Annotated in this window: 17 protein-coding genes; 12 read left to right on the top strand and 5 right to left on the bottom strand. The window is 72.4% G+C overall.

The window, feature by feature from the left end:
- Positions 1–59 precede the first annotated feature (59 nt).
- Positions 60–1094, bottom strand: a complete 1035-nt coding sequence (locus tag ABZO31_RS06320; RefSeq protein WP_406860020.1) for a phosphatase PAP2 family protein — start codon at positions 1092–1094, stop codon at positions 60–62.
- A gap of 428 nt (positions 1095–1522) precedes the next feature.
- On the opposite strand from ABZO31_RS06320, the gene ABZO31_RS06315 reads away from it, so the two are divergent.
- Positions 1523–3214, top strand: coding sequence for an MFS transporter (locus tag ABZO31_RS06315; protein WP_406860019.1), 1692 nt, complete (start codon positions 1523–1525; stop codon positions 3212–3214).
- A 96-nt stretch (positions 3215–3310) separates the two neighbouring features.
- Positions 3311–4513 (top strand): acyl-CoA dehydrogenase family protein, encoded by a 1203-nt coding sequence (locus tag ABZO31_RS06310; protein ID WP_406860018.1) that lies wholly within the window; start codon positions 3311–3313, stop codon positions 4511–4513.
- Positions 4514–4560: 47 nt separating this feature from the next.
- On the opposite strand, the gene ABZO31_RS06305 is transcribed toward ABZO31_RS06310, so the two are convergent.
- Positions 4561–4995, bottom strand: coding sequence for a cell division protein SepF (locus ABZO31_RS06305; RefSeq protein ID WP_406860016.1), 435 nt, complete (start codon positions 4993–4995; stop codon positions 4561–4563).
- Between the two features lie 308 nt (positions 4996–5303).
- Here ABZO31_RS06305 and ABZO31_RS06300 point away from each other — a divergent pair, with 308 nt between their 5' ends.
- From ABZO31_RS06300 to ABZO31_RS06280, 5 genes are all read left to right on the top strand, one after another.
- Positions 5304–6575 (top strand): DUF5685 family protein, encoded by a 1272-nt coding sequence (locus tag ABZO31_RS06300; RefSeq protein ID WP_406860015.1) that lies wholly within the window; start codon positions 5304–5306, stop codon positions 6573–6575.
- Between the two features lie 45 nt (positions 6576–6620).
- Positions 6621–7409, top strand: a complete 789-nt coding sequence (locus tag ABZO31_RS06295) for a DUF1684 domain-containing protein (RefSeq protein WP_406860014.1) — start codon at positions 6621–6623, stop codon at positions 7407–7409.
- Positions 7410–7592: 183 nt separating this feature from the next.
- The gene (locus ABZO31_RS06290; RefSeq protein WP_406860013.1) at positions 7593–8447 is read left to right on the top strand and encodes a S1 family peptidase; all 855 of its coding nucleotides are present in this window, start codon (positions 7593–7595) and stop codon (positions 8445–8447) included.
- Between the two features lie 184 nt (positions 8448–8631).
- Positions 8632–9537: a S1 family peptidase gene (locus ABZO31_RS06285; RefSeq protein WP_406860012.1), complete on the top strand. Its 906-nt coding sequence runs from the start codon at positions 8632–8634 to the stop codon at positions 9535–9537.
- A 117-nt stretch (positions 9538–9654) separates the two neighbouring features.
- Positions 9655–10146 carry a hypothetical protein gene (locus ABZO31_RS06280; RefSeq protein WP_406860011.1) on the top strand — a complete coding sequence of 164 codons (492 nt, stop codon included), beginning with the start codon at positions 9655–9657 and terminating at the stop codon, positions 10144–10146.
- 7 nt (positions 10147–10153) lie between these two features.
- Here ABZO31_RS06280 and ABZO31_RS06275 read toward each other — a convergent pair whose 3' ends face one another.
- Positions 10154–11029, bottom strand: coding sequence for a DUF4231 domain-containing protein (locus ABZO31_RS06275; protein WP_406865269.1), 876 nt, complete (start codon positions 11027–11029; stop codon positions 10154–10156).
- Between the two features lie 269 nt (positions 11030–11298).
- On the opposite strand from ABZO31_RS06275, the gene fxsA reads away from it, so the two are divergent.
- The 5 genes from fxsA to fxsT all read left to right on the top strand — a co-directional run bounded on the left by fxsA (position 11299) and on the right by fxsT (position 19840).
- Positions 11299–11463 (top strand): FxSxx-COOH cyclophane-containing RiPP peptide, encoded by a 165-nt coding sequence (fxsA, locus tag ABZO31_RS06270; protein WP_406860010.1) that lies wholly within the window; start codon positions 11299–11301, stop codon positions 11461–11463.
- Between the two features lie 9 nt (positions 11464–11472).
- Positions 11473–13704: a radical SAM/SPASM protein FxsBH, inactivated beta-hydroxylase extension form gene (fxsBH, locus tag ABZO31_RS06265; protein ID WP_406860008.1), complete on the top strand. Its 2232-nt coding sequence runs from the start codon at positions 11473–11475 to the stop codon at positions 13702–13704.
- Entirely contained in the window at positions 13697–14491 is a 795-nt protein-coding gene (locus ABZO31_RS06260) for an aminoglycoside N(3)-acetyltransferase (RefSeq protein ID WP_406860007.1), read from the top strand. Before fxsBH ends, ABZO31_RS06260 begins: the two co-directional genes overlap by 8 nt.
- A gap of 86 nt (positions 14492–14577) precedes the next feature.
- The gene (locus ABZO31_RS06255; protein WP_406865268.1) at positions 14578–15927 is read left to right on the top strand and encodes a TIR-like protein FxsC; all 1350 of its coding nucleotides are present in this window, start codon (positions 14578–14580) and stop codon (positions 15925–15927) included.
- Complete coding sequence (gene fxsT / locus ABZO31_RS06250; protein ID WP_406860006.1) at positions 15911–19840, top strand: FxSxx-COOH system tetratricopeptide repeat protein; 3930 nt, start codon at positions 15911–15913, stop codon at positions 19838–19840. Before ABZO31_RS06255 ends, fxsT begins: the two co-directional genes overlap by 17 nt.
- A 45-nt stretch (positions 19841–19885) precedes the next feature.
- On the opposite strand, the gene ABZO31_RS06245 is transcribed toward fxsT, so the two are convergent.
- Both ABZO31_RS06245 and ABZO31_RS06240 read right to left on the bottom strand, forming a co-directional pair.
- Entirely contained in the window at positions 19886–20740 is an 855-nt protein-coding gene (locus tag ABZO31_RS06245) for an alpha/beta fold hydrolase (protein ID WP_406865267.1), read from the bottom strand.
- A 79-nt stretch (positions 20741–20819) separates the two neighbouring features.
- Positions 20820–21920, bottom strand: a complete 1101-nt coding sequence (locus tag ABZO31_RS06240) for a DUF3533 domain-containing protein (protein WP_406860005.1) — start codon at positions 21918–21920, stop codon at positions 20820–20822.
- Positions 21921–22057: the final 137 nt, after the last annotated feature.

The raw sequence follows: 22057 nt of genomic DNA, 5'->3' as shown, positions 1-22057 counted from the left end.
GCGGGCCGCTGCCGCCCGCCGGAGTGTCCGGCGGGCGCCCCGGTCCGTCAGCGGGTCTGTCAGCCGCCCGTCAGCGGCCGTGAACGCGGCGGCCGGCGGCCGCCCGCGGGGCTCGCCGGGGTCCGCTCCGAGCGTGCCGGGTGCGGATGGGCGTGCGGGTGACCGTGCCCGTGCGGGTGCGTCCGCGTCGGCGTGGCCAGCGGGTTCGTACCGCGTGCCGCTCCGGACCGGCCGCTGCCCGCGCCCACCGGCTCGCGCACCGGACCCTCGTGCGCGTCGTGCTCGCCGGCCGTCGCCGGACGCGGCGGATACAGCGCGGGGCGCGGACCGCCGGCCGCGACCGGCCGCGACGGCGCCGTACGGCGACGTGCCCGCAGCTGCTCGCGCAGACCGAGGACGAACGCCTCGGCCCGCGCGATCACCGGCTCGCACCAGGGCAGCGCGAGCAGGATCAGCAGACCGGCGGCCCAGCCGAGCAGGACATCGCTCAGCCAGTGCGTACCGAGATAGACGGTGGTGAGACCGACGCCCAGGGCGACCACCGCGGACAGCGCCGACAGATACCGCCGGGCACGGGGAGTGGTGGCCAGATAGGCCAGGATTCCCCAGGTCACGACCGCGTTGGCGGTGTGGCCGGACGGAAATATATCGCCGCCCGCGAAGAGCTCGGCGGAGCCGATCTGCGTCGCGTAGTGGGGGCCGAGCCGGCCCAGGCCCAGCTTGACGGCACCGACCGTCACGTTGAGCAGCAGCAGGGCGGCGCCCAGTGCGAGCAGGGGGCGCAGCGTGTGCTGCCGCCAGGAGCGCCAGCCCAGCCAGGCCGCCACCATCACCGCGGTCGGGCCGCGCTGGCCCAGCACCACGTAGTAGTCGAGGAACGCGTGCAACTCCGGCCATTGCTGATACGGACGGAAGAGCATGATCTTCCAGTCGAGCAGCACCAGCCACGTGGAGAGCAGCACGGCGACCACGATCGCGAGATAGAACGCCGACGTCGCGCCGAAGAGGGCGAGACGGGTCCGGGTCATCCGCGGGATCTCTATCTTCGGCGGTTCCGGCTCCCGGTCCAGCCGGGCAAAGATGTCGGTACGCACCCAATCGACGTTACAGGGAGTGAGTGCGCGGACCCGCCGATCCGGGCTGTTCGTGATGACGATGTGATGTGGAGTCGGTCTCATTGCCGGAGGGCATTTCCGTCCTCGGTCGAAATCCGGAAGGGGTGCCCGCGCTATTGCCCGGGCAGTGATTCCGGAACTCTGTTTGCCTGTCGAGACGCGTGACGAGCGGCGGCCGGGTTGCGGGCCGGGGAAATAGTTCACCCGGACGGCCGCGGAGAATTCCACCCGCCGCGCCAGGCGGCCGGAGTGGCCTACGCCACACTCCCCGGTCCGGCGGGTGAGAGCTGCGCCACGCGCCCGACCCCCGAACTCGCGTACGCTGACGACTCACTCGCGTGTCGATGCCGGGCCGCCCCGAGGGGCCTGCGCCCGCCGAGCGCGAGGAGTCTCTGGGAGGTACGTACATGGCGCGGACGATCACGGCTCGGGCACGGCTGCGGGCCGCCGCCGACGGTGCCAACCGCTGGGTCGTCCTGATCGTCCTCTGCGTCAGCCTCCTCCTGGTCACCCTCGACGCGACCGTGCTGCACGTCGCCGTCCCGTCGCTCAGCTCCGAGCTCCGGCCCAGCTCCACCCAGCTGCTCTGGGTCGTCGACGCCTATCCGCTGATCTGCGCCTCGCTGCTGATCCTGTTCGGCACGCTCGGTGACCGGATCGGACGGCGGAAGGTGATGCTCTTCGGGTACGCGTTCTTCGGCACCGCCTCCGCGCTGGCCGCCACGGCAGACTCCGCGGAGGTGCTGATCGCGGCCCGCGCGCTGCTCGGCGTCGGCGGCGCGATGATCATGCCCGCCACCCTCTCGATCCTCCGGGCGGTCTTCCCCGACCGGCGCGAGCGGGCCACCGCCATCGGCATCTGGACCGCCACCGCCGCCGTCGGCGCGGCCACCGGGCCGGTGCTCGGCGGCTTCCTCGTCGAGCACTTCTGGTGGGGCTCGGTCTTCCTGCTCAACATCCCGATGATGGCGCTGATGCTGGTGCTCGGCCGCATCCTGCTGCCGGAGAGCCGGGGCAGCGCCGACGGTCCGTGGGACGTGCTCGGCGCGCTGATGGCCGCGGCCGGCGTGCTCGGCATGGTCTTCGGCGTCAAGCGGGTCGGCTCCGGTCACGCCCTGACCGACCCGCTCGCCTTCGTCCCGCTGCTGCTCGGCGCCGCGCTGCTGGTCCTCTTCGTCCGCCGGCAGAAACGCCGCCCCCACCCGCTGATCGACACCGGACTCTTCTCCCGCGCCGGCTTCACCACCTCCGTCGGCTGTGTGGTGCTCGCCATGCTGGCGCTGGTCGGACTGCAGCTGATCGCGGTCCAGTACCTCCAGCTGATCCTCGGGCTGAGCCCGCTGGAGACCGGGCTGCGGCTGCTCCCGCTCACCTTCGCCGCGATGGCCGCCGGCGCCACCGGCTCGTCCACGCTGCGCCGGATCGGCCCGCGCCGGATGGTCGGCGGCGGCTTCGTGCTGACCGCCTCGGCCGTGCTGCTGCTGGTCCTCATGGGCCAGCACGACCGGCCGCTGCTGCTGACCACCGCCTTCGTGCTGCTCGGCTTCGGTCTGCAGACCACCCTCTTCGGCGCGTACGAGTCGATGCTCAGCGAGGCCCCCGCGGAGAGCGCCGGCGGCGCGGCCTCCATCGGCGAGACCTCCTACCAGCTGGGCGCGGGTATGGGCATCGCCCTGCTCGGCAGCGTGATGAACGCGGCGTACGCGCCCGGCCTGGAGAACGTGCGCGGGGTTCCCGCCGCGGCCTCCGGCGCGGCCGCGAACTCGCTCGGCGAGGCGTACCAGGTCGCCGAGCGGCTCGGCGGGTCCGCGGGCGCGGCGCTGCACGCCGCCGCCCGGCACGCCTTCGTCGACGGCCTGCACATCACCCTCATGGTCAGCGCCGGGCTGCTGCTGATCGGCGCGCTGATGGCGCTGCGGCTGCCGCGGGTGATGGAGTGCCCGCAGGAACTGCCCGAGGGCCCGGCCGAGTGTCCGGCCCCGGAGCCGGCTCCCGCCAAGGTCGCGCTCACCAAGCCCGCCGCGCGCCCCGCCGGGCCGCGGCTGCCGCACCGGCGCGAGCCCGCCGAAACGGCCGGGTCTGGACGCGCGGCGCACTGATCCGTAACGTCGGCGCAGGTCCGTGACCAGTGGTGCCGCACCCGACCGGGGGCGCGGCGCCGTCCCGTCCCGAGTGCGATCCGCCGGAGGCCCCGCATGTCCGCCCCCTCGCCCGCCCCGTCGACGCTGCCGCCGTTCGACCCCGCCGACCCGCTGGGCCTCGACGACCTGCTCGACCCCGAGGACCTCGCGGTCCGCGACACCGTCCGCCGCTGGGCCGCCGACCGGGTGCTGCCGCACATCGCCGAGTGGTACGAGAAGGGCGAGCTGCCGCAGATCCGCGAGCTCGCCCGGGAGCTGGGCTCGATCGGCGCTCTGGGCATGTCCCTGACCGGCTACGGCTGCGCGGGCGCCACCAACGTCCAGTACGGGCTGGCCTGCCTGGAGCTGGAGGCCGCCGACTCGGGGATCCGCTCGCTGGTCTCCGTGCAGGGCTCGCTCGCCATGTACGCGATCTGGAAGTACGGCTCGGAGGAGCAGAAGCAGCGCTGGCTGCCCGGGATGGCGGCCGGCGAGATCATCGGCTGCTTCGGGCTGACCGAGCCCGACCACGGCTCGGACCCGGCGGGCATGCGGACCTACGCCAAGAAGGACGGCGCGGACTGGGTGCTCAACGGGCGCAAGATGTGGATCACCAACGGTTCGGTGGCCGGCGTGGCCGTGGTCTGGGCGCAGACCGACGACGGCGTCCGCGGCTTCGCGGTGCCGACCGACGCCCCCGGCTTCTCCGCCCCGGAGATCCACCACAAGTGGTCGCTGCGGGCCAGCGTCACCAGCGAGCTGGTCATGGACGACGTGCGGCTGCCGGCCGACGCGGTGCTGCCCGGGGTGAAGGGCCTGAAGGGCCCGCTGAGCTGTCTCTCGCACGCCCGGTACGGGATCGTCTGGGGCGCGATGGGCGCGGCGCGGTCCTCGTTCGAGTCGGCCCTGGAGTACGCCAAGAGCCGCGAGCAGTTCGGCCGGCCGATCGGCGGCTTCCAGCTCACCCAGGGCAAGCTCGCCGACATGGCGGTGGAGCTGCACAAGGGCATCCTGCTGGCGCACCACCTCGGCCGCCGGATGGACGCCGGGCGGCTGCGGCCGGAGCAGGTCAGCTTCGGCAAGCTCAACAACGTGCGGGAGGCGATCGAGATCTGCCGCACCTCGCGCACGATCCTCGGGGCCAACGGCATCTCGCTCGAGTACCCCGTGATGCGGCACGCCACCAACCTGGAGTCGGTGCTCACCTACGAGGGCACCGTCGAGATGCACCAGCTGGTGCTGGGCAAGGCGCTCACCGGCCTCGACGCGTTCCGCTAGAGCGGAACCGCTCGGCAGCGGAACACGGCCGGCGAGCGGCCCCGCCCTCAGCTCTGGTTGAAGAAGCCGTCCTGCGAGCGGGCCGCGGGGTCCCCGCTGACGATCCGGGTGTCGGCGGGGGTCAGCAGGAAGACCCGGGTCGCCACGCGCTCGATGGAGCCGCGCAGACCGAAGGCGAGGCCGGCCGTGAAGTCGACCACGCGCTTGGCGTCGCCCGGCTCCATCGCCGTCAGGTTCACGATCACCGGCACGCCGTCGCGGAACAGCTCGCCGATCGTCCGGGCGTCACGGAAGCCGTCCGGGGAGACGGTGGCGATCCGGCGGCCCTGTTCCTGGGCCGAGTCGGAGGCCACCCGCACCCGCGGGTCCGTCACCCAGGCGTCGCCGCCGTCGGTTCCCTCGGCGTACTCGTCGTCGTAGTAACGCTCGTCGCTGTCCTCGACGAGTCCCAGCCATGCACTCGCCTTGCGCACCGATCCCATGGACGCCTCCTTTCACGCGGTCACTCGTGGTTCCGCATCCCTATGGTCGTCCATCATGCGGATCCCGCGCCAAGTGGATAGGCACCGTGCAGGGGATTCGTGACGGACCTGGTGCAGAAGATGTGGCGATACGTCAATGTTCTTCCCATATACGGAGCCTGACGGGGGCTCGAACGTGTCGTACAGCGCACAAAATGGGAAAGTCCGACCGCGACGGTCCGGACGGGTGATCCAGGGGACGTACGGGTGAACGGGCGCGGCTCGATACGATGCCTGCCGCACTGACGCTCGAAGCCCGGGGGAATCTGTTGTTCGGAATCGTCAGGCCCTGCACGCACCGTCTCACCGACGGGCTCAAGACCGAGTGGATGGCCCACCTCTGCGGTCTCTGCCTCGCTCTGCGGGCCGATCACGGGCAGTTCGCCCGCGTCGCCACCAACTACGACGGCCTGATCGTCTCCGTTCTGACGGAGGCTCAGGCCGGGGTCTCGGCATCCGACCGCCGCGTCGCCGGACCCTGCCCGCTGCGCGCGATGCGCACCGCGCCGGTCGCCATGGGCGAGGGCGCCCGGCTCGCCGCCGCCGTCTCCCTGGTGCTCGCCTCGGCGAAGGTGCGCGACCACGTGACCGACCGGGACGGACTGCTCGCCCGCAAGCCGGTCGCCGCGGCGGCCCGCCGGGTCGCGAAGTCCTGGGACCGGGCGGGTGCGCGGACCGGCCGGGACCTCGGCTTCGACACCGCCGTCCTGGTCGACGCGGTGGACCGGCAGGCCGGCATCGAGGAGCTGGCCGGACCCGGCACCTCCCTGCTCACCGTCACCGAACCCACCGAGACCGCGACCGCCGCCGCCTTCGCGCACACCGCGGTACTCGCCGGCCGGCCGGGCAACGCCGAGCCGCTCGCCGAGGCCGGCCGGCTCTTCGGCCGGCTCGCCCATCTTCTCGACGCGGTCGAGGACCGGGCCGCCGACGCGGCGGCCGGCGCGTGGAACCCGCTCGCCGCCACCGGCACCTCCCTGGACGAGGCCCGGCGGCTCGCCGACGACGCGCTGCACGGCATACGTCTGGCCCTGAAGGACGCCGAGTTCGTCAACGGCAAGCTGACGCACGTACTGCTCGCGCACGAACTGGGCCGCTCGATCGACCGGGCCTTCGGCACGACCACCTGCTCACACGTCGGCGGCGAACTCCAGGGCGCGCACCAGCCGGGCCCGTACCAGCCCGGCCCGTACACGCCCCAGCAGCCCGGCCCGTACGGCCCGGTGCCCGGCAACCCGTACGCGCCCGGCGGTCCGGGCGGGCCCGGCGGGCCGCTGCCGCCCGAGCCGCCGAACCGCGGCCGCGGGCTTCTCGCCGGCTGTGCGGTCTGGATGGGCCTCGCCTGTACCTGCCAGCTCTGCTGCGGGACGTACGAGGACCCGTGGAGCCGCGAGCGCAAGGAAGGTCTGTGCAACGACTGCGGGGACTGCGGCGACTGCAGCGGCTGTTGTGACTGCTGCAACTGCTGCAGCAGCAGCGGCGAGGGCGGCGACGGAGGCTGCTGCGACGGCTGCGACTGCGGGTGTGACTGCGGCTGCTGACACGGCCTCACCGGACGGGGCGGGGCCGTGTGCGATGGTGAGCCCATGAGCACCGATCCACAGAAGGACTGGCAGCACTGGCACGAGCGGCGCACCGCTTCGGTCGCCGCACCGCACGGCCCGCTCTCCCTCAGCGGCACCTACTGGCTCTCGGACTACCCGGAGGGGCGAATTCCGGCCGTTCCGGGGGAGTGGCGGGCGGAGGGCGACGAGGTGGTCCTCTCGGCGGGCGCCGAGGACGCGATCACGGTCGACGGCGCGCCCCTGATCGGTACGGTCCGGCTCACCGCCGACCACGGGCCGATCCCGGAGTCCCGGGTCGAGTCGGCGGGCCGCCGGCTGGTCGTGCTGCGCCGCGAAGGGCTGTGGGCGGTGCGTGACTTCGACCCCGAGTCCGCGGCGCGCCGCGCGTACCGGGGTATCGAGGCGACCTCGTACGACGCGGGCTGGGTGCTGCCGGGCGTGTACCGGCCGTACGACGAGGCCCGGAGCATCCGGGTGGAGAACGCGGACGGGCGCGAGCGCGGGCTGGGGCTCTCCGGGGAGCTGCTCTTCGCGATCGGGGGAGCGGAGCACGGTCTGCAGGTGGCGGTCGAGGACGACGGTTCGCTCTGGGCGGTGTTCGCCGACGGGACCAGCGGGGAGAGCAGTTACCGCTTCCGGTTCCTGCGCCCGGACGCCCCTGCCGAGGACGGCTCGGTGACGGTGGACTTCAACCGGGCGCTGCTGCCGCCGTGCGCGTTCGCGGACCACTTCATCTGCCCGTTCCCGCCGCCGGGGAACACCCTGTCGGTTCCGGTTCCGGCGGGGGAGCGGCGGGTGCTGACCGACTGATCAGCAGGGGGCGGCGGCGCCGCCGTCCCGGGTGTCCCCGCGGTCTCATCCGTGCCGTGGTCTTGTGCGCCGTGCCGCCGCGGTCCACCATCACTGGCGGTGCATGTCAGGGACACATCATCCTGATGGCGCCTCACGGGCCCGACACCCAGCGGGCCCCTCCACTTTCCCAGGAGGAGCACAGTGAGGAAGAACCGCACCCGGCTGCTCGCCGTCGTCACCGGTCTGGCGGCCGCCACCGCCCTCGCCCTGCCCGGCGCCCAGGCGGCGCCCGCCCCCGGCGCCGCGGGGGCCGCGCAGCTCGCCCGCGCCGACGCGGCCGTGCTCAAGGCCGACGTCGGCGGCGTCGCCTGGCACGTCGACCGGGCCGCCGGCCGGGTCGTCGTCACCGCCGACTCCACCGTCTCCGACACCGAACTCGCGAAGATCAGAGACACCGTGGGCGCGGACGCGGGCACCCTCGCCGTCCAGCGCGTTCCCGGCGTCTTCAAGCCCCTGCTCGCCGCCGGCGACGCCATCTACGGCAGCGGCTACCGCTGCTCGCTCGGCTTCAACGTGCGCAGCGGCAGCACGTACTCCTTCCTCACCGCCGGCCACTGCGGCGACGTGGCCAAGACCTGGTACGCCGACTCCGCGCAGACCACCCTCATCGGCCCCACCACCGGCTCCAGCTTCCCGGGCAACGACTACGCCCTGGTCCGCTACGACAACACCTCCCTGAGCCACACGGGCGGCTTCACCGCCGCCGACGCGTACGTCGGCGAGAGCGTCAAGCGCACCGGCTCCACCACGGGCACCCGCAGCGGCACCGTCACCGCCCTGAACGTCACCGTCCACTACTCCGGCGGCGGCACCGTGCGCGGCATGATCCAGACCAACGTCTGCGCCGAGCCCGGCGACTCCGGCGGCCCGCTGTACGACGGCTCCAAGGCCCTCGGCCTCACCTCCGGCGGCAGCGGCAACTGCAGCTCCGGCGGCACCACCTTCTACCAGCCGGTGACCGAGGCCCTCGCCAAGTACAGGGTCTCGCTCTACTAACCGGAAACACCCCAACTCCCTCGGACCACCCGGTAGTTGAGCGTCGTACGGTACGGCCGAAAGGCGCCCTTGCGGCGCCGGGCCGGGCGGACCGAGACTCCCCCACAGCGCCGGCCCCCGGCCGCGCCTCACGGGCCCGACACCCCACGGACGGGCCCCCGATTCCCCTCTGGAGGAACGAAAAGTGAGGATCAAGCGCACCACCCCCCGCAGCGGAGCGACAAGACGTACCCGCTTCCTCGCCGTCGCCACCGGTCTCGCCGCCGCCGCAGCCGTGCTCGCCGTCCCCACCGCGAACGCGGACTCCGCCGGAACGTTCAGCGCCACCCAGCTGTCCGCCGCGAACAGCGCCGTCCTGAAGGCCGACGTCCCCGGCACCGCCTGGCACGTCGACCAGGCCACCGGAGCCGTGGTCGTCACCGCCGACTCCACCGTCTCCCAGGCCGAGATCTCCAGGATCAAGCGCGAGGCCGGCGCCAACGCCGGCGCGATCCGCGTCGAGCGCACCCCGGGCAGGATCAGCAAGCTGATCTCCGGCGGCGACGCGATCTACGCCTCCAGCTGGCGCTGCTCGCTCGGCTTCAACGTCCGCAACAGCGCCGGGACGTCCTACTTCCTGACCGCCGGCCACTGCACCGACGGCGCCGGGACCTGGTACGCCAACTCCGGCCGGACCACCGTGCTCGGCACGACCTCGGGCTCCAGCTTCCCGACCAACGACTACGGCATCGTCCGGTACACCAACACCTCGATCGCCAAGTCCGGCACGGTCGGCTCCCAGGACATCACCCGGGCGGCCAACCCGACCGTCGGCCAGTCCGCCTGCCGCCGCGGCTCCACCACCGGCACCCACTGCGGCAGCGTCACCGGCCTCAACGCCACGGTGAACTACGGCGGCGGCGACATCGTCTACGGCATGATCCGCACCAACATCTGTGCCGAACCCGGTGACTCCGGCGGCTCGCTCTACTCGGGCAGCACCGCCCTCGGCCTCACCTCCGGCGGCAGCGGCAACTGCAGCTCGGGCGGCACGACCTTCTTCCAGCCGGTCGTGGAGGCGCTCAACGCCTATGGCGTGAGCGTCTACTGACGCCTCTTCGCTCCAGTGAGCCCCTGCCCGGATTTCGGGCGGGGGCTCGACCTTATCCACACATCTGGGAGGATGTGCGTACGGTCGGGGCACCGGGTGACGGGGGGTTACGAGTCAGTGATGCGCATCGGAGTGACCGGCCACAGAGACATTCCCCTTGTGGCGTACGCGCATGTCCGCGCCGAGCTGGAGGCGGCCCTGAAGGCCGCGGGCTGCGACGAGGGCGGCGGCCTGGAGGTGTACTCCAGCCTGGCCGCGGGGGCGGACCAGCTGTTCGCGGACATCGCCCTGGACTGCGGGGCCCGGCTGACCGTGGTGATCCCCAGCGGGGACTACGAGGACGCCTTCGAGGAGCCCGCCGAACTGGCCCGCTACCGGCTGCTGCGGGAGCGGGCCAGCCGCGAGGTCCTGATGTCCTTCGCGCACTCCACGGACGAGGCGTACTTCGCCGCCGGCACCTACATCGCCGACCACTGCGACGCGCTGTTCGCCGTCTGGGACGGCGAGCCCGCCCGTGGGCTCGGCGGCACCGGGGACATCGTGGCGTACGCGCGCGAGCGCGGCCGGCCGGTCACGGTGATCTGGCGCGAGGGCGTCCGCCGCACCTGAGAGGACGTCAACTGCGGTGTCGCACCAGCCAGTCGGTGTGCTGCGGAGAGACCACCCGCTCGGCCTCGTAGACCGCCGCGGGCCAGCCGGCCTCGTCGACCGTGGTCTGCATCGCCGTCTGGATGGCCCCCAGGTCCTCCTCCACCAGCGAGTGCGCCGCTATCAGCGGCTGGTGCCGGCGCACCTCGCCCCAGGCCACGCAGGAGGCGGCCGCGGCGGCCAGCACGCCCGCCGGGTCGAAGGACTCGGCCACTGCGAAGGTGTGCAACACGCCGAAGAACAGAGCCAACAGGGTGAGTGCCGCGATGGTCACCGACCAGAAGGTCGTAGCCCGGCGGGAGACGACCGTCCGCCGGTGGTACCAGTTCCGCTGCTCGATCAGACGGTCGCGGACATACGTCTCCTTGCGTACGCTGAAGGGTTTCCCCCGCAGCATGCGCATGGGTCCCGTGATGAGTTCGGCCCCCGATCCCGACTCCTGCTCGCGGGGATCCTGCCAGCCCACCTTGCGTAACTCGGTCAGACCCTCCTCGAGCCGGGCGGTGAACTCGGCGTCCGGGTCGGGGAACCCGGCGTCGTAGGGGGCGCCGTGGACCGCGTAGCGCCAGCAGGTCGACTTGATGAACTCGGCTGCGGAGCGGTTGAGTTGCCAATGCGACTTTGCACGCCGGCGAGACGCGCGATAGGTCACGGCCAGCACGCCCGCGAACGTCAACGCGCTTAATCCACTGGTGAGTTGGTACGGTGCGAGGGCGAAGCAGGAGCCCAGGACGAGCAGCAACAGCTGCAGGCGGGTGTCCGTGACGGCCTCCCGCTGGCGCGTCACCGCGATCTCGTCGGTCCGGTGGAAGAGCACCGGCAGATCGGCGTTGCGGAAGACCATGCTCTGGAGAGGACCGCCGAGCCCGCTCATGCGTACCCCCGTCTTTGCGGTTGTGGCTTCACTCTTTCGATGGAATGGCTGAATTCACACCTGCCGGTCACCCTTCGGTCACCTGTCGGTGGAGGCCGGTCCACCTCCGCCGCCGCGTCCTAATTGATCGCTGCAGGCTGACTTGCCGCTGGTGAGACTGAGGGTAAAGTCGTGCGCGCGCGCACCGCAATGGCGCCGCCTCAGTAATGAGCACATTTGGATGACCTAGGACGGCCATCGTGAGCCTTCAGACCTCTGTCACCTTCGCTGCCGCGAAGAAGAACCGGGTGCCCCTCGCCGAGATCGACGTGCGAGAAGCCGTCACCGCCAAGAAGATCGGTCGTCTTCTTCCGGTGTCCTCGGACCGGGCGGAGCGTGCGTCGAGCTTCAATTCCGCCCTCTAGACTGGCGGAATGACAGAACCCCTGGTCCCGTTCCAGGAAGTAGTTCTCAAGATCCACAGTCGTTGTGATCTTGCATGTGATCACTGCTACATCTATGAACACGCTGATCAGAGTTGGCAAGCCCGACCCAGGGTGATCTCTGAACAGGCGGTCGCCCGGACTGCTCTGCGACTGGCGGAGCATGCCGAGAAACATGCTCTGACCTCCGTGTCAGTCATCCTGCACGGAGGGGAGCCATTGCTGGCGGGGCCCGCGCGCCTGCGCGAGGTCTGCGCGGAACTCACCCGGACCCTCGCCCCGGTCACCCGCCTCGACCTCCGCATCCACACCAACGGACTCCAGCTGAGCCCCCGTCATCTCGACGTCTTCGACGAGTTCGGGGTCCGGGTCGGCATCTCCCTCGACGGCGACCGGGCCGCCAACGACCGGCACCGGCGGTACGCCGACGGCCGCAGCAGCCACGCCAAGGTCCTCCGGGCCGTCGAACTCCTGCACCAGGACCGCTACCGGCACCTCGACCTCGGCCTGCTGTGCACCATCGACCTCGAGAACGACCCCGTCGCCGTGTACGACGCGCTGCTCGCTCTCGCCCCGCCCCGGATCGACTTCCTGCTCCCGCACGCCACCTGGGAGCACCCGCCGCCCCGCCCTGACGGCTCGCCCACCGCGTACGCCGAGTGGCTGCTCGCGGTCTTCGACCGCTGGGACGGGCAGGGCCGCCCGGTCCCCGTCCGGTTCTTCGAGTCCGTGCTCTCCACCCTCGCGGGCGGCCCCAGCCTCACCGAGTCCCTGGGCCTGGCCCCCGCCGACCTCGTCGTGGTCGAGACCGACGGCACCCTGGAACAGGTCGACTCGCTCAAGAGCGCCTACGAGGGCGCCGCCGCCACCGGCTTCGACGTCTTCACCCACTCCCTCGACGAGGTCGCCGCGCACCCCGGCATCCGCGCCCGCCAGTCGGGCCTCGCCGGCGTCGCCGCCGTCTGCCGCTCCTGCCCGGTGGTCCGCTCCTGCGGCGGCGGGCTCTACACCCACCGCTACCGGCCCGACGGCAGCGGCCGGGACCCCTTCGCCAACGCCTCCGTGTACTGCGCGGACCTGGAGGCGCTGATCCGCGGCGTCGAGGAGCGCACCGCGGCCCGGCTCGTCACCCCGGCCGTCGCCGAACCCGCCCCCGCGCTCGCCGTCGAGCAGTACGAGCTCGACCGCGGACTGCTCGCCGAGCTCCACCGCGAACTCGACGGCCGGGGCGGCGAGGACTGGGAGGAGGCCTGGGAGCTCGCCTGTCTGGTCGAGGCGCGCTCGGACGGCCTCGACGAGGTTCTGGTCCACCCGTACACCCGCGGCTGGCTCCTGGACGCCCTGCACGCCCTGCGGGCCGGACAGGACGAGGGGCCCGCCGTCGCGCTGCGCCTCGCCCGGTACGTGGCCGCCGCCGCAGTCCGCGGCGGCCTGGAGCTGCCGGTACGGGTCCCGTACGAGAAGGGCGCCCTGGTGCTGCCCACGCTCGGGGAGCTGGAGCTGGCCGGCGTGCCCGCGCACGGCGAGGCCCGGGTGCGGGTGGCGGAGAAGGGCTTCCTGGTCGAGGTGGGCGGCGCCGAGCGGCGGATCGTCCGGCTCGACGAGACCGTCCCCGGCTGGCGGCCGGTGCGCGGGCTCGGCCGGGACGGGGCGCCCGACGCGGCGATCGACGACCTCGACCCGTACCGCGACTGCTTCGGCGCCCCCGCGCACCACCGGCTCTCCCTGGAGGAGGCCGCGCGCTGGAGCGGACGGCTGGCCCGCGCCTGGTCGCTGCTGCGCGAGCGGGCCCCGGAGCAGGCCGACGAGGCGGCCGCCGCACTGCACACCCTGACCCCGCTCGCCGGAACCGAGCCGTCCGTCGGCCGGCACGGCTACGGGGCCCTCGGGCTGCCGCTGCGCGGCACGGTGCCGGATCTGGCCAGGGCACTGCTCGTCGGGTTCCGGCGGGCCAGGCTGCGGGCACTTCACGAGGTGGCGGACCTCCACGCGCAGGACGGCGTGTGGAGCCACCCCGCGCCCTGGCAGGACACGCCGGTCCCGTACTCCCGGCTCCTCGCGGGGGCGTACGAACGGGTGGGGCTCGCCGGGTACGAGCCCGGCGACGCACGGCACGCCGAGCACGCGGCGCGGGCGCTCGACATCCTGGAGCGCGCCGCCGAGACGACCGTCAGCGGCAGGGTGCTGCTGACCGCGATGCGCGAGGAGCTGAGCCGTGACTGACTCCGCGCCGGGCCCCCGCACCGGGCCCGCGGAAGGGATCGTCGCCGACCTCGTCCGATTAGGGCTGCGGCCGGGGGACACCCTGCTCGTCCATGCCTCCCTGTCCGGGACGGGCCTGGAGGCCGGAACGCTGCGCGAGGCGCTGCGGGCGGCGCTGGGGCCCGAAGGGACCCTCGTCGTCCCGGCGTTCACCCCGGAGAACTCCGACACCTCGCCCCAGTACCGGGCCCGGGTCGCGGGGCTGACCCCCGGGCAGACGGAGGAGGTGCGGGCCGGGATGCCGGCCTTCGACCCGCTGCGCACCCCCTGCCCGGGCATGGGGCGGTTCGCCGAGTCGGTGCGGACGGCGCCGGGGGCGGTGCGCAGCGCCCATCCGCAGACCTCGTTCGCGGCGCTCGGCCGGGACGCGGAGCGGTTGACGGCGGACCATCCGCTGCACAGCCATCTCGGCGAGGAATCGCCGCTGGGCGCGCTGTGGCGGGCGGACGCCAAAGTGCTGATGATCCAGGTGGGATTCGAGGTGTGCACCGCGTTCCATCTCGCCGAATACCGCGTGGGAGCGCCGGAGCGGAGCTATCGCTGTGTGATCCGCGGGGCGGACGGCGGACCGGAATGGACCGAGTACCGCGACGCCGTCCTGGACGACAGTGATTTCGCGGCGGTCGGCGCGTCCTTCCCCTGGCAGCTGAAACGCGACGGGCGAATCGGGGGAACGTTCGCAAGGCTGTTCTCGTTGAGGGATGCGGTCGACCATGCCACGCAATGGATGACCGAAAAGCGGCGTTGATTGACCGAAGGTCATGGGGATGGACCAAGGTCTGCTCCGGTAATGATTAATTCGCTCACGTCCTTTCGAATCGTGGGTGGGACACACTGGACGGGGGTCGTGTGACAGCGTCATCGCCAACGCGAGCGGCGGACCATCGCCCGTACTTCTTCTTGAGCTACGCGCATACGCCGAGGTACGGACCGGGCGGCCAGGACCCGGACATGTGGGTGGAACGGCTCTTCCGTGATCTGTGCGGCCATGTGATGGCCATGACGGACCTCCCGGCCGGAGCGCCCCCGGGGTTCATGGACCGGGAGATACGCTCCGGCGAGGGTTGGTCGGAGCGGCTCGGCGAGGTGCTGGCCACCTGCCGGGTGTTCGTCCCGCTGTTCTCGCCGCGCTACTTCGCCAGCGAGATGTGCGGCAAGGAGTGGTTCGCCTTCGAGCAGCGGACCATCAGCCATCACGCCCGGCACAACAAACCCGCCGAGGCCATCGTGCCCGCCCTGTGGGTACCGGTACCGCCCGAGCAACTCCCGGGCCCCGCCGAGCGGTTGCAGTTCAACCACCGGGCCTTCGGGGATCGCTACGTCACCGACGGGCTCTACGGACTCATCAAACTCCGGGTCTTCGCCGAGGAGTACGAGCGCGCGGTCTACGAACTCGCCCGCCGCATCGTCTCGGTGGCCGACTCCGCCGCGGTGGCGCCCAGCCGCCCGCTCGACTACCGTCAGGCCCCCAGCGCCTTCGGGGCCAAGGGCAGCTCCGGCCCCCGGCCCATCCAGGTGACCATCGCCGCGCCCACCCGGCACGACCTCCCCCCGGGCCGCTCGCCCGAGTACTACGGGGAGACCCCGCACGACTGGAACCCCTACTACCCGGACGCCGCCCGGCCCCTCGCCTACGTGGCCGAGGACCTCATCCGGTCCCTCAACTACCAGGTCAGACTCAGCTCCTTCGACCTGGACAGCGGAATCCTGGACGCCAAACAGCCGCCCACCCGCCCGGAGATCCTGATCGTGGACCGCTGGGCCCTCAAGGACGAGGCCAGACGCAAGCGGCTCGCCGCCTTCGACAGCGAACACCGGCCCTGGGTCAGCGTGATCGTCCCCTTCAGCCGGACGGACCGGGAGAGCGCCGCCGAGGAGGACGCGCTCACCGAGATCTTCACCCGCACCATGCCCGTCAGGATGGGCCAGGCGAGGGCAGCCGTCTGGGCCGCCGCCCGCGGCGTGCCCAGCATGGAACTCTTCAGCCAGCTCCTGCCCCAGGTCGTCGAGACGGCCGCCCAGCAGTACCTCAGGCACGCCACCGTCTACCCGCCCGCCGGCGGCCGGCACACCGAACGGCCCCGGCTGCGCGGCCCGATGCCCAACGACCTCGCCACCACCCAGTACGCCCCCGACCAGCTCTCGGCGCCCGATGCGGAGGACCCGGATGACAGCCAGCCGTGACGGACGCATCGTCACGTTCTACTCGTACAAGGGCGGAACGGGCCGCACCATGGCCCTGGCCAACACGGCCTGGATACTCGCCGCCAACGGCAAGCGGGTGCTGGCCGTCGACTGGGACCTGGAAGCACCGGGACTGCACCGCTTCTTCCACCCCTTCCTCGACCCCGCCACGCTCGGCGCCACCACCGGCGTCATCGACATGATCACGGAGTACGCCTGGGCCGCGCCCAACGCCGCGGGCCGGCCGGAGGACTGGCACCTCGAGTACGCCCGGATCCAGCCGCACGCCGTCTCGCTGCGGCCCGAGGCCCTCGGCTGGGAGTTCCCCGCCGGCGGCACCCTCGACTTCGTCTCCGCGGGAAAGCAGAACCGCGAGTACTCCACCACCGCCTCCACCTTCGACTGGGACGACTTCTACAACCGGCTCGGCGGCGGGCACTTCTTCGACGCGCTCCGCGACGACATGAAGGCCAACTACGACTACGTCCTCATCGACAGCCGTACCGGCCTCAGCGACATCGCCGACATCTGCACAGTCCACCTGCCGGACGTCCTCGTCGACTGCTTCACCCTCAGCGACCAGTCCATCGACGGCGCCGCCTCCATCGCCCGCCAGATCCACGAGCAGTACAGCGGCCGCGGCATCAAGATCTACCCGGTGCCGATGCGGATCGACGAGGGCGAGAAGGAGAAGGCCGACGCCGGACGGGCCCTCGCCCGGATCAAGTTCGACGGCTTCCCCAGCGGCCTCGGCGGCGAGGAGCTCACCAACTACTGGGGCGCGGTCGAGATCCCGTACCGCCCCTACTACGCCTACGAGGAGACCCTCGCGGCCTTCGGCGACGAGGCCGGGCTCACCACGTCCCTGCTGTCCGCCTTCGAACGGCTCACCGCCGTGGTCACCGAGGGCGAGATCACCGGCATGCCGCCGGTCGCCGAGGAACCCCGGCTGCGGATCCGCGACGCCTTCACCCGGCGCCGCCCCGCCCTGCCCGCCGACCTGTTCCTGTCGTACGTGGCCGAGAACCGCATGTGGGCCGACTGGATCGAGTCCGTGCTCACCCGGGCCGGCTTCCGCGTCGTCCCGCGCGACGTCTCCGCCGAACCCGGACCCGACGACACCGGGGCGCACCCCGGCGAACACGCCGCCCGCACCGTCGTGCTGCTCTCCAGCGCCTACCTCAAGTCCACCCGCGCCATGGAGGTGTGGCAGCGCGCCTCGGCCGAGGACGCGGCCGGCAGCCGGCGCCATCTCCTCGCGCTCCGGGTCGGCGACGTCCGGCTCACCGCCCCGTACATCGACCGCAACCCGGTCGACCTCTACCGGCTCGACGAGCATCACGCCACCAGCGCGCTGCTGCGCGCCCTGGAGCGGCCCGTCAACCTGCCCGACGGGCAGACACCCGGCCCCCGCTTCCCGGGCACCGTCCCCAAGATCTGGAACGCCCCGCCCCGGAACCCCGGCTTCACCGGCCGCTCCGTCGTCCTGGAGCGGATGCGCGACCAGCTCGGCGCCGGCATGGCCGTCGTGCTGCCGCAGCCGCAGACCCTGTACGGCCTCGGCGGCGTCGGCAAGACCCAGGTCGCCCTGGAGTACGTGCACCGCTTCATGGCCGACTACGACCTGGTCTGGTGGATCTCCGCCGAGCAGACCGACGACGTCGTCGCCGCGCTCGCCGAACTCGCCGGCCGGCTCGGCGCACAGGGCGGCGACGACATGGCCGCCGCCTCCCAGGAGGCCGTCGACCTGCTGCGCCGCGGCGTGCCCACCAACCGCTGGCTGCTGGTCTTCGACAACGCCGACGACCCCGACCAGCTGACCCGCTACTTCCCGTCCGGCGGCCACATCCTGGTCACCTCCCGCAACCAGAGCTGGTCCCAGCACGGCAACGCGCTGCCCGTCGACGTCTTCCTGCGCGAGGAGTCCGTCGAGCACCTGCGGCGCCGCGCGCCCGGCCTGACCGGGGCGGACGCCGACCGGGTCGCCGCCGCCGTCGGCGACCTGCCGCTCGCCGTCGAACAGGCCGCCGCCTGGATCGCGGAGACCGCCACCCCGGTCTCCTCGTACCTGGAGCAGCTGGAGCAGCAGGCCGCCCGCACCCTCGGCCTCAACCAGCCCGTCGGTTACCCCGAACCGGTCGCCGCCACCTGGAACGTGTCCATCGAGCGGCTCAAGCAGCGCTCGCCCGCCGCGGTCCGGCTGCTGCAGCTCTGCGCCTTCTTCGCCCCCGAGCCGATCCACTCCAACCTGCTCTACAGCAAGGAGATGATCGACGCCCTCAAGCCCTACGACCCGGCCCTCCAGGAGAAGCTGGTCCTCGGCAAGGTCATCCGCGAGATCGGCCGGTTCGCCCTCGCCAAGGTCGACCAGGTCTCCGAGTCCATCCAGGTGCACCGCCTCGTCCAGGCCGTGATCCGGGCCCAGCTCACCGAGGAGGAGCAGCAGGACGCCCGGCACGCCGTGCACCGCATCCTCGCCGGCGCCCGGCCGGAGGACAACGAGCCGATCGACAACCCGGACAGCTGGCCGCGGTTCAACACCATCTGGCCGCACCTCGGCCCCTCCGAGGCCCGGTACTGCACCGAGCCGGAGACCCGCCGGCTGCTCATCGACCGCGTCCGCTACCTGTGGAAGCGCGGCGACGTGCGGACCGCGTACGCGCTCGCCAGCGATCTGCGCGAGGCCTGGCGGGAGATGCTCGGCAACGACGACCTCCAGTACCTCTACCTCCGCTTCCACCTCGCCAACATCCTGCGCACGCAGGGCCGGTTCGTGGAGGCCCGGGAGCTCGGCGAGGAGACGCTGATCCGGCAGCGGAACGTACTCGGCGACTCGCACCCGCACACGTACATGACCACCTCCGGCCTCGCCATGGACCTCGGCGCGCTCGGCCAGTACAGCAGGGCCATGGAACTGGCCACCGAGGCGCACGAGGGCTTCAGCGAGATCTTCCACGACTCGCACCCGAGGACGCTGGCCGCGGCCAACAACCTGGCGCTCAACCTGCGCATGGTCGGGCAGTACGCCCGGGCCCGCGAGATCGACCAGGAGGTCTTCGACCGGCGCTCCGAGGTGCTCGGCACGGAGCATCCGTACACCCTGTCCTCGGCCACCTCGCTCGCCCGCGACCTGCGCGAGGTCGGCCGCTACGAGGACTCGGTCAGCCTGCTCATCCGCACCTACGAGGTGTACAAGGAGACCCTCGGCCGGTCCTTCCCCGGCACCCTGGCGGCCGCCAAGTCGCTCGCGGTGTCGCTGCGCCGGGCCGACCAGGTCGAGGACGCCCGCCGGCTGACCACGGCCACCCGCACCCGGTACAAGGAGAAGTACACCCAGGCCAACCCGGACACGCTCGCCTGCGACCTGAACCTGGCCGCCGACCTGTTCGCCTCCGGCGAGCCGGTGGCCGCCCGCGACATGGCGCAGGAGGTCGTGGACCAGTACATGAAGGTGCCGGGGGAGCGGCACCCGTACACCCTGGCCGCGGTCAACAACCTCGGCATCTACCAGTGGGGCTGCGGGGCGCCGGAGCTCGCCGAGCAGTTGCTCACCGGGGCGCTGCGGCTGCTGAGCGACGTGCTCGGCGACGAGCACCCGCACGTCCTGTTCTGCACGGTCAACCTCGCCAACGCCAAGGCCGACCTCGGGAAGCTGGACGAGGTCCTGGAGCTGGAGCGGCGGGCCGTGACCGGACTGCGCGAGTCGCTCGGGGCGCTGCACCCCGAGGTGCTCGCGGTCTCCTCCAACATGGCGGTGACGCTGAGCGGGCTGGGCCGCAAGGAGGAGGCGGCGCGGCTGCGTCACGAGACCGTCGACGAACTGGCACGGCAGCTGGGCGAGGAGCACTCGCTCACCCGGGTCGCCCGCGACGAGCGGCGGGTGCACCGCGACCTGGAGCCGCTGGCGATGTGACGGGGCGGGGGCTCCCGGCCGGGAGCCCCCGCCGTCGTGCCGCGCTCAGGCCTCGAGCAGCCAGGTGAGCACCCGCGGCAGCGCGTGCAGCGCGTCGAAGTGGGCGGCGGACGGTTCGAGGACCGCCGTCGCCCCCGGGATGCGGTCGGCCAGCCAGCGGGAGTGGCCGACCGGCGAGAAGACGTCCTGCTCGCCGTGCCAGAGCATCACCTCGCCCGGGATGTCCGCCGGGTCGAAGCCCCAGGGGCTGCAGAAGGCCAGCGCGTCGTCGATCCAGCCCCAGGCCGAGGTGCGCAGCGCCTCCTGGTAGTTGCGCAGCAGCATGGAGCGGACGCCGGCGTCGGCGACGACCATCCGGTCCGGTTCGGTCAGCTCGCGGCGCAGATCGTCGAGGAGCCGGATCGGGTCCTTGCGGATCTCGTCGGCCCGCGGGGTGAGCCGGGCCGCGACCCCCGCAGGGTCCTGCGAGGCGGTGGTGTACTCCCGGACGTTCGAGGCGGCCATGCCCTCGAACCAGTCGAGCCCGTCCGCGTCCCGCGGCGCCAGTGCCACCAGTGCCGCGGTCCGGGTCACCCGCTCCGGTATCAGCGCCGCGCAGGCCAGCGCGTGCGGCGCGCCTCCGGAGCGGCCGACCACCGCGAACCGCTCCAGGCCCAGCTCGTCGGCGATCGCCGTCACGTCGTGGACCACGTCGCCGACGCTGCGCCCCTCGAGGCGGTCCGAGCCCCCGTAGCCGGGGCGGTCGTACGCGATCAGCTGCATGCCGCGCTGGTACAGCACCATGGCGCGCGGGGCCGGGCCGAGTCTGCTGCCGGGTGTGCCGTGGAGCAGGAACACCGGCCTGCCCTGAGGATCCCCGAGCCGTTCCACCATCAGCCGGCGTCCGTCCGACACCCACATGTGCCCTCGCAACCCGCCGCCTCCTCAGTCGATGCCGCCTACAGGAATCGACCTGCCCTATTCCCCCTGGAGGTGCTGATCACCCCTCGGACAGCCGCTCCGTACGGACGTACGAGGTGCTGTCCGGCGCATTCGAGGACGCGACGGGGAGCGGTGTACCACCCCGGCGCACGAGGGCGTCGATCTCGTCCCGGCGGCGGAACGAGGAGAAGAGCAGCGTGACGATCGTGCCCAGGGCCGCCCACAGGGCGAGGACCAGCGTCGGGGTGGCCACCGAGTTGCCGCGAAAGTACGCGATGGAGCGGGCCGTCCAGGTCGCCGCGCCGGGCGGCAGGGCGGGGCCGATGGCCCGCCAGAAGTCCGGGAGCAGCGGCGGCGGGTAGGCGCCGCCGGCGCTGGGGTTGCCGGCGACCACCACGAGCAGGATCGCCAGGCCGATGCCGACGATGCCGAAGACGGACTGGAGCGCGAGGGTGGCCGCGCCGACCGCGAACACGGTGAGCGCGCCCAGGCCCCACAGGGAGCCGATGTTGCCGGGCAGCGCGTCCAGGACCGGACCGGCGATCAGCGTGCCGAGGAGGCCGGCCACGACCGCGTACGCGGCCATCACGAGCAGCCGGATCGCGGCGCGCATGCGGTTGACGGGCCGGGCGCCGGCGCTGATCGCGAGCACCGCGGCGCACAGGTAGCCGCCGATGCTCCAGCCGACGACCAGGTAGAAGGCGGTCAGGCCGCCGGCGTCCCGGGTGGAGACGGGTGCCACGTCGTCGAGGCGCAGGGTGCGCTGCTGCTGTTGCTCGACCCGGGTGAAGATCCGCACGAGCGCCTGGGTCTCGGAGGAGCCCTGGCCCGAGGCGATCATCAGGGTGTCGGTGGTGGAGCGGGGGTCCACCACGAGCGCGGCGTCGACCTCCCGGTTGAACATCTGGTCGCGGGCGATCCGCTCGTCGGTGAGGGTGCGCGGGTCCAGCGGGGAGCCGGGCAGCTTGTCGAGCCGGTCGGCGATCGGCGCGGCGAGCTGGGCGGGGGCGACCACGGCGACCTTGATGTCCCGCGGTTTCGGATCGTGCAGGGCGCCCACGTAGGACGTGATGAACAGCAGCTGCAGCGCGAGGACCCCGATGACCAGGAGGGCGGCCCGGGGGGTGACGGCGTTCTGCACCTCGTCGACGAAACTCATGCCTCCACGCTCCGGGCCCGCGGGGGTCCGTGCAGGCGGGGAGCGGCCGAATGGAGGCATCGGCGGCGCGGTCGTGCGCGTGCTCGCACATGCGTTCGAACTTTGGTCTATGGTGGAGGAAGGGGGAGGTGAGAACG

The sequence above is a fragment of the Streptomyces solicamelliae genome, from assembly GCF_045348655.1.
Classification (GTDB): Bacteria; Actinomycetota; Actinomycetes; order Streptomycetales; family Streptomycetaceae; genus Streptomyces; species Streptomyces solicamelliae.
The sequence above is the reverse complement of the archived record's forward strand: the minus strand, read 5'-3'. Positions and strand labels throughout refer to the sequence as shown.